The organism is Mesorhizobium sp. 1B3 (assembly GCF_050958605.1).
GTDB lineage: Bacteria > Pseudomonadota > Alphaproteobacteria > Rhizobiales > Rhizobiaceae.
Window position 1 is genome coordinate 149,560 of the sequence record NZ_JBJHDO010000008.1, and the last position, 12,312, is coordinate 161,871.

At 64.3% G+C, this 12,312-nt stretch carries 11 protein-coding genes; 1 reads left to right on the plus strand and 10 read right to left on the minus strand.

Going from position 1 to position 12,312, the window contains the following annotated elements; genetic code table 11:
• Nucleotides 1–30: 30 nt before the first annotated feature.
• From ACCO56_RS21480 to gcvA, 10 genes are all read right to left on the minus strand, one after another.
• Entirely contained in the window at nucleotides 31–738 is a 708-nt protein-coding gene (locus ACCO56_RS21480; protein ID WP_433642896.1) for an ABC transporter ATP-binding protein, read from the minus strand.
• Entirely contained in the window at nucleotides 731–1,474 is a 744-nt protein-coding gene (locus ACCO56_RS21485) for an ABC transporter ATP-binding protein (RefSeq protein WP_433643038.1), read from the minus strand. Before ACCO56_RS21485 ends, ACCO56_RS21480 begins: the two co-directional genes overlap by 8 nt.
• Nucleotides 1,471–2,436: a branched-chain amino acid ABC transporter permease gene (locus tag ACCO56_RS21490; protein WP_433642897.1), complete on the minus strand. Its 966-nt coding sequence runs from the start codon at nucleotides 2,434–2,436 to the stop codon at nucleotides 1,471–1,473. The genes ACCO56_RS21485 and ACCO56_RS21490 overlap by 4 nt, the downstream gene beginning before the upstream one ends.
• Nucleotides 2,433–3,314, minus strand: coding sequence for a branched-chain amino acid ABC transporter permease (locus tag ACCO56_RS21495; protein ID WP_433642898.1), 882 nt, complete (start codon nucleotides 3,312–3,314; stop codon nucleotides 2,433–2,435). Before ACCO56_RS21495 ends, ACCO56_RS21490 begins: the two co-directional genes overlap by 4 nt.
• Before the next feature lie 526 nt (nucleotides 3,315–3,840).
• Nucleotides 3,841–5,148: an ABC transporter substrate-binding protein gene (locus ACCO56_RS21500; protein ID WP_433642899.1), complete on the minus strand. Its 1,308-nt coding sequence runs from the start codon at nucleotides 5,146–5,148 to the stop codon at nucleotides 3,841–3,843.
• 119 nt (nucleotides 5,149–5,267) lie between these two features.
• Complete coding sequence (locus ACCO56_RS21505; RefSeq protein WP_433642900.1) at nucleotides 5,268–6,746, minus strand: hypothetical protein; 1,479 nt, start codon at nucleotides 6,744–6,746, stop codon at nucleotides 5,268–5,270.
• Nucleotides 6,747–7,014: 268 nt separating this feature from the next.
• Nucleotides 7,015–8,319 (minus strand): nicotinate phosphoribosyltransferase, encoded by a 1,305-nt coding sequence (gene pncB / locus ACCO56_RS21510; RefSeq protein WP_433642901.1) that lies wholly within the window; start codon nucleotides 8,317–8,319, stop codon nucleotides 7,015–7,017.
• Nucleotides 8,320–8,439: 120 nt separating this feature from the next.
• On the minus strand, nucleotides 8,440–8,817 hold the full coding sequence (locus tag ACCO56_RS21515; RefSeq protein WP_433642902.1) for an acyl-CoA thioesterase: 378 nt from the start codon (nucleotides 8,815–8,817) through the stop codon (nucleotides 8,440–8,442).
• A 65-nt stretch (nucleotides 8,818–8,882) separates the two neighbouring features.
• Nucleotides 8,883–10,043, minus strand: a complete 1,161-nt coding sequence (locus tag ACCO56_RS21520; protein WP_433642903.1) for an iron-containing alcohol dehydrogenase — start codon at nucleotides 10,041–10,043, stop codon at nucleotides 8,883–8,885.
• 60 nt (nucleotides 10,044–10,103) lie between these two features.
• Nucleotides 10,104–11,084 carry a transcriptional regulator GcvA gene (gene gcvA / locus ACCO56_RS21525; protein WP_433642904.1) on the minus strand — a complete coding sequence of 327 codons (981 nt, stop codon included), beginning with the start codon at nucleotides 11,082–11,084 and terminating at the stop codon, nucleotides 10,104–10,106.
• A 117-nt stretch (nucleotides 11,085–11,201) separates the two neighbouring features.
• On the opposite strand from gcvA, the gene speB reads away from it, so the two are divergent.
• The gene (gene speB, locus ACCO56_RS21530; RefSeq protein WP_433642905.1) at nucleotides 11,202–12,263 is read left to right on the plus strand and encodes an agmatinase; all 1,062 of its coding nucleotides are present in this window, start codon (nucleotides 11,202–11,204) and stop codon (nucleotides 12,261–12,263) included.
• Nucleotides 12,264–12,312 lie beyond the last annotated feature (49 nt).

The window sequence follows — 12,312 nt, forward strand, 5'->3', positions numbered from 1 at the left end:
CCTCACTGGAGGAGGGGTATTTAAGACGCCTCACCCCACCCCGACATAGCGCCGCACCATCCCGGGATCGGCCCTCAGCGCCTCGACGTCGACCGTCTCTCGATTGCGCCCATTCTCGATAAAGGCGACGCGGTCGGCGACGGGCAGCACCGCGTCGACGCGCTGCTCCACCAATATGGTCGAGACCCCTCGGGCCCGCAGCTCCGCTACCGTGTCGCGGATGCGGGCGATCATCGACGGCATCAGCCCTTCGGTCGGTTCGTCGAGAAGCAGGACGTCGGGTTCGATGCAGAGCGCGCGCGCCATGGCCAGCATCTGCTGCTCGCCGCCCGACAGGGTGCCGGAGCGTTGGGAGAGGCGTTGGCGTAGAACGGGGAAGAGGTCGAGCACGGCATCGCGTGTCGTCCTGCCCTTGCCGCGCGTCATCAGCCCGATTTCTATGTTCTCGGCGACGGTAAGCTCGGCGAAGAGCCGCCTTCCCTGCGGCACATAGGCGATGCCCGCCTTCGGCACCTCATGCGGAGGCAGGCGCGTCAGCTCGCGTTCGCCCAGCCTGATGGAGCCGGCTTCGGCCCGCACCAGCCCCATGATCGCCTTGAGAAGCGTGGTCTTGCCCGCGCCGTTGCGGCCGAGCAGGCACAACACCTCGCCCTTGCGGAGCGCCAGCTCGACGCCGTGGAGAACCGTAACGGCTCCGTAACGGCAGCTCAATCTTTTTACTGTCAGGATATCAGCCATTGCTGGTAGCCCCGAGATAGGCATCCTGCACGGCCGGATCGGCGCGGATGACCTCCGGTGCGCCCTCGGCCAGGACCCGGCCGGCATTGAGCACCGTGATCCGATCCGCCAAAACCATAACCACTGGCATGTTGTGCTCGATGAGAAGCACCGTGGAGTCCCTGGCGATGTCGCGCACGAGCCCGACGAAATTGTCGATCTCGCCATCCGATAGGCCCTGGGTAGGTTCGTCGAGGATGAGCAGTCTCGGCTTCAGGGCCAGTCCCATCGCCACTTCGACTAGGCGCTGGTGCCCATAGGAAAGGGTTCCCGCGACATGGCCGGCGCGATCCGCGAGGCCGGTCCGTTCGAGCGCCTCCATCACGCCGTCCTGCAGGGCTCTCCTGCTGGGGCGCTCGCCCTTGGCGTCGAGAAGCCGACGTTCGACGGCCAGCGCGACATTGTCGAAAGCCGACAGCCGCGCATAGACGCTGGTGATCTGGAACGTATAGGCGATGCCCCTCCTCACCCGTCGGTGCGCGGGCATTGACGTGATGTCCTCGCCGTCGAAGACGATCCGCCCCGACGTCGGTTCGATCCGGCCGCAGATGAGGCTGACGAAGGTGGTCTTCCCAGCCCCGTTCGGGCCGATGATGGCACGGATCTCGCCGGCGGCGAGGCTGAAGTCCACGCCGTCCACGGCACGCAGGCCGCCGAAATTGCGGCTTAGCCCGGTGGTCGTGAGCAGCGGCGTCACGGCAGCCATGGCAGCCATTTCTCGCGGATCGTGCCGAGGATGCCCTTCGGGAAAAACAGCACGAGCAGGATGAGCGCGACGCCGACGACGAGCAGCCACGCCGAGGTGAAGCCGCTGGTGATGTCGACTGCGTAATACATGAAGAGCGTCCCGACGAATGGCCCGAGCGTCGTCGCCGCGCCGCCGAGCAGCACCCACAGCAGCGGCAGGATCGAATATTGCACCGATGCGAAGGTCGCTCCGACATAACCGAAGAGCAGCGCGTAGGCGGCGCCGGCAGCCGCGCAAATCGCGCCGGACGCCACGACCGCGATCAGCTTGTTGGCGAAGGTATCATAGCCCAGCATCCGCGTGCGTTCCTCGTTTTCGCGGATTGCCACCAGCACTCGCCCGAGCGGCGAGCGTATGACGGCCAGCATTGCGATCAGCACGATCGAGAACAGGCAGAGCGCCGCCATGTACCGGGTCATGGGATTGGTAAGATCGAGCTGTATCCCGCCCGCCGAGAGGATCCGCTGCGTCTGAGGCAGCACCAGGCCCTCGTCGCCCCGCGTCCAGGTGCCGAAGTAAAAGACGGTCAGATAGAGTACCTGGGCGAACATCATGGTCACGATCATAAAGGCGACGCCCGTCGTCCTGAGCGCCAGAAGTCCGATGGCCAGAGCGAGAACGGCCCCCGCGACGATGCCGCCGGCGAAGGACGCCGCCACCCCCCATCCGAGATGATAGAGCGGCAAGCCCGCGCCGTAGAGCCCGGCGGCGAAGAACATCGCATGGCCGAGGCTGAGCAGCCCCGCGTAACCGAACGTCAGATTGTAGCCCATGGCGAACACCGCGAGCACCATCACCCGGGCGAGCACCCCGTGATGGTAATCCGGCAGGACGAATTGCAGGAGGAAAAGACCAAGGATGACGGCGGCGTGCAAGGCGACGACGCGCCGGCCCGTGGCGTTTGCATTCATCGCACGGCAGTCCCGAAAAGGCCCGTCGGCCGGAACACGAGCACGAGGGCGACGAGCAGCGTGGCAACCATCTTGGCGAGCGTCGGCTGGAAGAAGGCCGAGATGATGCCGTCGCTGAGCCCTATCAGGACAGCCGCCACCACCGTGCCGCGCAAGGAGCCGAGCCCGCCGATGATGACGACGATGAAGGAAAGGAGCAGCGGGTCGAGTCCCATCAGGTAATGTGCTTGGGAGATGGGTACGATCAGCACTGCGGCGACCGCCGCCAGCATCGCGCCGAGCGCGAACACGCCGGCATAGACCTTGTCCACCGGAATGCCGAAAGCTTGGGCCGTTTCGCGGTCATATTGGGTTGCCCGCATGACGAGACCGATGCGGGTGCGCGTCAGCACGAACCAGGTGGTCAGCAGCAGAAGCGCGGAAGCCGCGATGACCGAGAGCTTGTAGCCGGAATAGCCGAACCAGGGGAACAGGATGCGGTAGCTGAAGGGAGCCTCGACAGGCCGCGCGTCGGGGCCGTAGAAGGTGAGCGCCAGTTGCTGGAGGATATAGAGCAGGCCGATCGTGGCGACGATCGTTGCCTCTGCGTCATAGTCGAGGCGCCTGAGCACCAGCCGCTCGGCGGTAAGCGCGATCGCACCGACGATCAGCGGACTGACGACGAGCGCTGCAAGGAAGCCGAGCGCAGGGTGGCCCGTGACGAGCGATGAGACCCACCAGGCGAGCACGGCCCCCAGCATGTAGAACTCACCATGCGCGACATTGACGATGCGCATGACGCCGAAGACCAGCGACAGGCCGAGCGCCATCAGCGCCAGCACGGCCGATGTGACCAGGCCTTCGAGCGCGGCAAGCAGAAGGTGAGGACCGAACGCCATTTATCGAGCGAAGACCGGCGGGTGAAGCGCCCTACGTTGCCCTCCTCTGTCCTGCCGGACATCTCCTCCACAAGGGGCAACGAAGTTCACACATCTCACGGATCGTCGGCGGTCTCTGGAACACCCCTCATCCGACCTCCGGCGCTTGTGCCGCGGCTCAGCCGCGTCACAAGCTTGTCGGCCACCTTCTCCCACAAGGGGAGAAGGGAAGACGGCCGCAACGCCAACGCCAATTGCCAGCGCTGGCGATTGGCAGGAGCGCTTCTGCAAAACTCCCCCTTCTCCCCTTGTGGGAGAAGGTGGCCGCGCGAAGCGCGGTCGGATGAGGGGTGCTCCAGGAAGCTCCGCCGGATGTGTGAATCTCGTAGGGAGATTGGCAGTTTCGGTATCGGCGCCTCTTCTGCCGCGTCGACGATTGGTGAAGCGATGTGTGACATCCAATCTCCCCCCTTGTGGGGGAGATGTCCGGCAGGACAGAGGGGGGCGTGACAAAACGAGACCGTTCACGTCAAGCACTTGAACAACCTCACAGCGCCTGCGTCGTGTAGTCGCCCTCGGCCTCGTACATGCCGTCCTCGATGGACGTGCGATGCACCACTTTCAGCTTGCCGCCTTCGACCTTGGAGATGTTCTGGTGGCCGAAGCACTGGTGGATCTTGCCGTTGAAGGTCTTGTCGCCCTGCGGATGCTCCGGCCCTTCAGCGAAGGCGGTCAAGGCTTCGGTCGCCTCGACGAGCTTCGCGCGGTCCTCGGGGCCCTTGTAGCCGGCGTCTTCCATCGCCTTCTTGATGACGTAGAGCGTCTCCCAGCAGCCGAACATGTGGGCCGCCGTCGAGACATCCTTGGGATCGCCGACAGCCGCGCCGTTTTCGTCCAGGCCGACGGCCGCCCGGTAGGCCTTCTGCGCATCGGAATCGTTGTCCTGGGCATAGCGGGGCGAACCCTCCCAGAAATGGCTGCCGTCGAGGAATTCGAGGCCGGGGCTGTTGATGTCGACCGCCTCCAGCGAGTCGATGAAGCCGAAGAGCTGGGGCCGGTTCGAGCCGTAGAATTCGCCGAGCTCCTTCACGAAAGTCAGCACGGCCGGCCCGACCATGACATGGTAGAGCACCTCCGTCTCGGCCGGAATTTGCGGAAAATAGCGGGTGAAGGAGGTTTCCGTCGGCGGGATCGCGATCTGGCCGATCACCTCCGCGCCCTGCGCCTTGAGCGCGGGAGGAAGGTAGTCGCGATGATCGTGGCCGAAGGCGAAGTCCGGGAAGATCATCGTGACCTTCTTGCCGACATTGCCGGCGATCCACGGCGCCATGGAGATGACCTGGCTCTTCACGTCCGTGATGCCGGGCTGAAAACAGTAGCGGTTGAGTTTCGTGGAGGCGACGTGGTGGCCTTCGCTGACCACGTAGTAGGGGATCTTCAATTCGCCGGCGGTCGGGGCCGAGCCGATGACGACATGGGAGAACAGCGTGCCGTAGACGATATCCGTCTTGTGCTGGGTGGCGAACTTGCCGACCACCTCGGCGCCGCGCTTGGGGTCGGTGCCGTCGTCCTCGACGACGATCTCGACGGGGCGGCCATTGATGCCGCCGGCCTCGTTGATCAACTTCACCGCTGCATTGGTCGTGCGCTCGTACCAGCGGCCATAGGAGGCGCCGATGCCGGTGCGATGAGCCTGGAAGCCGATCTTGATAGGGGCGGAGCTCTGCGCCTGCGCATAGCGCACGAAACCAGGTGCGAGCGTCAAGCCCGCCGATGCGCCGAGACCCTTCAGCGCGGTGCGGCGCGACAGTCTGCCTGCGAGCGGGCCTTTGCCGGAAGAGCGGTTCTCGGTCATGCCAGTTCCCCCTGTAACGACACTGTTTCGGATGATCGCCCCCGGTTCAGTGCGAACCGGATCATCAGACTTTTGCGTGACAATGACCGGTGACGCAAGGGCAAACCCGCCAAGATTCATCAGGCGCCGGTCGGCGTCGAGAGAAGCCACAGGCCGAGCACCGTGTAGCCGATCATCAGGACGGTCAGAGGCAGCTGGCTGAGCGCCGCTGCCCTGGCATCGGGATGGAGGCGAAACGCCATCATATGCGCCACCAGAACGGCCAGGACATGGCCGAGAACGATGGTGCCGGCTTGGAGATTCCAGATCAGCCAGGCCGCTTGCGAGCCCATGGTCAGGCCGGGAAAGACCTGCAGCCCGGCGGTGCCGAAGAGATCCCAGCCCCTGCCGAAGGGGTCCGACAAGGCGACCAGCGCGTATTGCCCGTTGACGACAAGCACGGTGAGGTAATGGGAAAAATGATAGGCAAGGGCGATTGGCACGATCGACCAGACGAGCAGCCCCGCGCCGTTCCAGAACGCACCCGCGCTCCGAGCCAGTCGCTCGCCAGCCGAGACGGCGACGAGAAAGACGGCCGAAAGCGCCGCGAAGCTCGCAAGGAGCCCGATTGTATTGATGCCCGTCATCGCCGAGCGGCCGGGAAATTCGAGTGGATTGATGCCGTTCAAACCGAGCCAGAAAAAAGTCCGCGACAGTCCGTCGAAGCTCACCGATGCAAGCGTGAGCAGGAGGAAAAGGACGCCGCTCGGCGGTAAGGGCTCAGCCTGTGAAAGCTTGGCGGCGGGCCAGCGCAACGCCAGTCCCTCCCGATCGTCCTTCCTGAACTGTTCGACGATGGAAAAGCGCGCAATGAGGCCAAAGAAAGTCGAGAGACATTCGCCCCGCCGGCTCCAAGCGGCATGGCCGAAGACCAGCATGGCGGCGAGATTCGCGGCGAAATAGATCGAAACGACCGTCGCCAGCCGCGCGGGATCGTCGGGCGCGAGGTCGATGAGCTCGAACCAGGCGAAGCCGAAGAAGAGGAGAACGGCCGGCCAGTATCCCACCTTGCGGGGCAGCGCCAGCATCGGCTCATCCGCGTCGCGTCGAAAGGCTCGGCGGATCAGCCGGCATGGACCGTACCAGGGGCTGATCCACGCCCAGAGGTTGCCGAGCAGGCCTTGCACAAGCGTGAGGCCGATCCAGACCAGGGTCCAGATCGTCAGGGGAAGTGGGTTCGAGAGGGGATCGCGACTGCCCCGCCAGCCGGCCAGCAAGAGGACGACGCAGGCGGCGAAGGCAACCAGGCTGACGACGGTCCGGCCGCGCGGTCGCCAATTGCCGGACAGAATGAAACGGCCTTTTGCCAGGCGGTCGATCAGGGCTGGCGGCAACAGGGCAAGCGCCAGGAAGCTCGCCGCAACCGCAAGCGCGCCGCCGGCCAGGTAATGCCCTGTCGGCAGGAGCATGACGAAGCCGCGATCCGACACATGGGCAAGGGCAGGGTTGGCTGAAAGAAGAGCGATCGCGAACGGGATGCGGGATATGGCCAGAAGCAGGTATGAAAGGTGTGAGCGGAGCGGACCTCGAAGGACGCGCGAACGAGACCGACAGCTCATCTTATACGCCGGCCATAAGGATCAACCTTTGGGCAAGCCCCTCATCCGCCTGCCAGCACCTTCTCCCCGCAAGCGGGCAGACGACCGATGTCGTCGTCGCTTTCGCCAATCGCGCACCGGTGCTGACTGGCGAAACCCAAGCGGCCGTCGTCTCTCTCCCCGCGCATGCGCGGGGAGAGATGTCCGGCAGGACAGTGAGGGGCAACTTGGTCAAAGATCAACGCCCTTTGGTATTAACCCGGCCAGCCCGTTTCAATCGGTATCGGAACTAGACATACACGGCTTGCTCGACGCGGTCCTCTTCGCCGAACAGCCGTAGATACCGTTCGATTTCGCGTCTGTCGCCCGTCGCCTTGGCCGGATTGTCCGACAGCTTCACGGCCGGCCGGCCGTTGGCGCTGGTAACCTTGCAGACCAGCGAGATCGCCTTCAGCCCGTCTGCGTCGACCGGCGCGCAACCCTCGAAATCGTTGGTCAGGTTCGTTCCCCAACCGAAGCTCATGCGCACCTTGCCGCGGAAATGGTGATAGGTCTTGATGATCGTGTCGACGTCGAGCCCGTCGGAGAAGATCAGGAGCTTCTGCCTGGGGTCGCGGCCGCGTTCTCTCCACCATTCGATGATCTTCTCGCCGCCCTCGATGGGCGGCGCGCTGTCCGGGCGGAAACCGGTCCAGTCGGCCACCCAGTCCGGTGCGTCGCGCAGGAAGGAGGCCGTGCCGAAGGCGTCGGGGAGCACGATCAGCAGATTGCCGCCGTAGTAGCGCTGCCAGTCCTGTAGCACCTTGTAGGGCGCCTGCAACAGCTCCTGATCCGTCTTGGCGAGCGCCGCCAGCACCATCGGCAGTTCATGCGCGTTGGTGCCGAGCGCTTCGAGATCCGTGTCCATGGCGAGCAGAACGTTGCTCGTGCCGGTGAAAGCGTCGCCGATGCCTTCCTTGAGGGCCTCCACGCACCATCTCTGCCAGAGGAAGCTGTGGCGGCGGCGCGTGCCGAAATCGGAGATCTTGATGCCGGGGAGCGCCTTGAGCCGCTCGGTTTTGGCCCACATCTTGGCCTTGGCCCGGGCGTAGAGCACGTCGAGCGCGAAAGGCCCGAAGGATTTCATCGTGGCGCGCGAGCGCAGCTCGTTGATGATGGCGAGGGCGGGAATCTCCCACATCGTCGTGTACATCCAAGGCCCGTGAAAATCGAGCTCGTACTGGCCGTTGCGCTTGCGAAGCTCGTATTCCGGGAGCTGGAAGTCGGCCAGCCATCGCAGGAACTCGGGTTCGAAGATCTGCTTGCGGCCGTAGAAGGTGTTGCCGGCGAGCCAGATCATCTCCTTCTTGGAAATGCGCAACGTGCGGGCATGGTCGAGTTGCGCCCGCAATTCGCCCTCCTCGATCTCGTCGGCGAGACGCACCGAAGTGGTGCGGTTGATCAGCGAGAAGGTGGCGTCGACCTTGGGGTAAAGCCCCCAGACCATCTGCAGCATCAGGAGCTTATAGAAATCCGTGTCGAGCAGGCTGCGGATGATCGGATCGAGTTTCCAGGTGTGATTGTAGACCCGCCGCGCAATGTCGGTTTTCGCCATGTCGTTCTGCCGCCTTTCGCCGCCCGGTCGATCCGTCCTGTTCGCCTATAGCATCGAATCCACGGCGATGCTGCAACGCCGGAATGCGCTGGCGCGATTGAATTTCAGCCTTGGCGCAGATCAACTGGGATCCGCTTCTATGCGTTTCAAGGTTTCCCTCAGGCCGTCGGCGAGGGCGCGGGGCCGTCTCGTCGCCCGGTCGACATAGACATGGACGAAGAAGCCCTCCGCTGCGGCGAGCTGCTCGTCGTTGCGAAAGAGGCCGACCTCGTAACGCACGGACGATGTACCGAGTTTCGTCACGACGATCCCGGCCGTCACCACATCGGGGAAAGCGAGCTCGGAGAAATAGCGGCAGCCGGTCTCGACGACGAGGCCGATCTGGTCGCCGGCATGGATGTCGAGCACGCCCTTCTCGATCAGCCAGCCATTCACCGCCGTGTCGAACAGCGAATAGTGCACCACATTGTTCATGTGACCGTAGATGTCGTTGTCCATCCAGCGTGTCGTGATTGTCCGGAAGGCGCGGTAGCGTTCCCGTGGAGAAGGGCTGGCGCGCTCGCTCACAGCGCGGCCCGATAGATGGCCAGCGCATCGGCCTCGGTGACTTCGCGCGGATTGTTGACCAGCAGTCGCGTCTGCTTCATCGCGTCCGCCGCCATTTTCGGCAGATGTTCCTCGCTGATCGACATCTCCCTCAGCCGCGTCTGCATTCCGAGTTTCTTCGAGAGATTTGCGAGCTCCTCGATGAAGGCGGCGCAGCGGCCTTGGATGCCCTCCTGCCTGTCGAGATGCGGAAACGCGTCGCCGGCGATCTCGGCATAGAGCGGCGCCGCGTCAGGCGCGTTGAAGCGCAGCACATGCGGCAGCACCAGGGCGTTGGACAGGCCGTGCGGGACGTGGAAGGTGCCGCCGATCGGGTAGGCGAGCGCATGCACAGCCGCGACCGGCGAATTGGCGAAGGCTTGCCCGGCAAGCATGGAGCCGAGCAGCATGGCCCCCCGAGCCTCGATGTCGCCGCCGTCGAAGACGGCCTTTTCGATGTTGGCGCCGAGCAGGCGCAGCGCCTGTCGGGCGAGCATTCTCGACAGCGGATTGTTGTTGGCGTTCTTCGAGGCGTAGGCCTCGATGGCGTGGACCATGGCGTCCACCCCCGTCGCGGCGGTGATGGCCGGCGGCAGGCCGAGCGTCAGTTCGGCATCGAGCACGGCGATATCAGGCAGGATGATCGCGCTCGATACGCCGCGCTTCTCTTCCTCGCCTACGGTGATGATGGAGACCGGCGTCACTTCCGATCCGGTGCCGGCCGTCGTCGGCACCAACACCAGCGGCAGGCGGGGGCCCTTGGCCTTGCCCACTCCCCACGCCTCGTCCAGCGGCTCGCCGGAGCCGATGAGAAGCGCGGCCAGCTTGGCGACATCGAGCGAGGAACCCCCGCCGAAACCCACGACGCCGGTTGCGCCGGCGGCGCGCCCTGCCTCCACGGCCTTCTCCAAGGTGGCGCGCGACGGATCGGCCTCGACGGTGTCGAACACGCTAACCGCCATGCCTTCCGCCTTCAGGGAGGCAAGCGCCGGGTCACACAGGCCGAGCCTGCGCAAGCCGGGATCGGTGACGAACAGGATGGAAGCGCCGAGCCTGCGGCCCGCGACCGCGCCGAGGCGGCGCGACGAGCCGGGTTCGAAAACGATCGACGGTGTCGTATTGAAAATGAACGGGGTCAACGGCTCCTCCATGTCATGCTTCACACTACCGGCCCTCGCGGAAAATCCCAAGAAGGGGGATCACCCTCGCGCCGGCGTTGCCGGCGGCCTGCGGGCGGCCGGCGAGCGTTTCTTGCGGATGGCGATCTGGCCGGCAACGGGCGTTTCGCCATTGCCGGCGGCTTGCCGCTTCTCGGCGAAGAGCCAGTCGATGAAAAGACGTACGATCGGTACCGATCTGAGGTCGCTTCGGCAGGCGACATAAAAGGCATCGACGGCGGGAACGGAGAGGTTGAAGGGCGTCACAAGCTGGCCACGTGCGAGGAGCGAACTCGCCGTCACGGAATCGCCGAGTGCGACGCCGTGGCCGTGCACGGCCGCCTCGATCGACAGGCGCGCGTCGCTGAAATAGTGCTTTTGCGACCGGCGGAGATCGAGTGCGTCGGCCGCGGCGAGCCAGGTCTGCCACTCGCGGCCGTCATCGGCATGCAGGATCGTCTGGTCGGCGAGATCGCGTATCGTGCGGATGGGCCGGTTGTTGATGAGCGTCGGGCTCGCGACCGGAAAAAGCTCGAGATCCGACCATTTCTGCAGCCAGCAATCCGTCCAGCTCCCGTTGCCATAGAGGAGACAGACATCGACATCGGCGGAGCGGATCTCGCCGGGATCGTTTGAGGCGCCGAGCATGAGCTCGATGCCGGGATATTGGGTGGCGAAGGATCCGAGCCGCGGGATCAGCCAAAAGGTCAGCAGTGCCGGCACGCAACTGATCGACAAAGTGCCCGAGCTGACCGGCCGCTTCATGCGCGCCGTGGCGGCCGCTATGCCCTCGAAGGCGTTGGAAACGGCCGGAAGGAGTTCCGCACCTTGGGGGCTGAGCTTCAGACGCTGGCCATGGCGCTCGAAAAGCTGCACTCCGAGCGCGGCTTCGAGAGCCTTGATCTGATGGCTGATCGCGCCATGTGTCACGTTCAGCTCGCTTGCCGCCTTGGTCAGCGAGCCGTGACGGGCTGTCGCCTCGAAGGCGCGAAGTGGATTGAGAGGAGGCAGGCGTCCCGCCATCGCAGCAGATCCGGGGTGGCTATGTGAGAAATTCTCACATGAAACCCTATAACAATATCAATTGTCTTTTCAATATCGCTGCTGCAAGGTTCGGAGGTCTCATGAGGGAGATGCGACATGACGTGGGATCCGAGCAAGCTCGAGGAACTGCGCCGCAAATATGGCGAAAGCCATGGTGGCGAAATGTTCGACCCGAAGTTCCGGCGTGTCGCCGATCGTATCTTCTCCAAGAGCGGGACACGGCTGGCACCCTATGCGGGCATGCCGACCTTCCTGTCCGCCCCGCATCGCGCCATCGATGCCGATCAGCCCGATTTCGGGGATCTTCAAGTGGCGATCGTCGGCGTCCCGATGGATCTCGGTGTCACCAACCGTTCGGGCTCTCGTTTCGGGCCTCGTGCTCTGCGCGCGATCGAGCGCATCGGGCCCTATAACCATGTGCTCGACTGCGCGCCGACCTACGAGTTGAGGGTCGCCGATATCGGCGACGTGCCCTTTGCCAGCCGCTACCGGCTGGAGCAGAGCCACGACAATATCGAGCGTCGCATCAACCAGATCGTCGACGCCGGTGTGGTGCCGCTTTCCGTCGGCGGCGATCATTCTATCACCCATCCGATCCTCAAGGCGGTCGGCAAACAGGCGCCGGTCGGCATGATCCATATCGATGCCCATTGCGACACGGGCGGCGCCTTCGACCAGACCAAGTTCCACCATGGCGGGCCATTCCGCAACGCCGTGCTTGACGGTGTGCTGGACCCCACCCGCACGATCCAGATCGGCATTCGGGGCGCGTCCGAATATCTTTGGGAATTCAGCTACGAATCCGGAATGACCGTGATCCATGCCGAAGAGATCTCGTCCCTCGGTATTCCCGCCGTGATCGAGAAGGCGAGGAAGACCGTCGGCGACGGGCCGACCTATCTTTCCTTCGACATCGACAGCCTCGATCCGGCCTTCGCTCCCGGCACGGGCACGCCGGAGGTTGGCGGACTGACCACGCGCGAAGTGCTTGAACTGCTGCGCGGCCTGAAGGGCGTCGATCTCGTTGGAGGGGATGTGGTCGAAGTCGCTCCGCAATATGATGCCACGACCAACACGGCCCATGCCGGCGCCCAGGTGCTGTTCGAGATATTGAGCCTGATGGTCTTCAGCCCCTTCGTCCAGGGGAAGCGGGGCTGACGGACGGCCGAAATCATAACAACGGGAACATGCCGCAACGTCGGCGCCA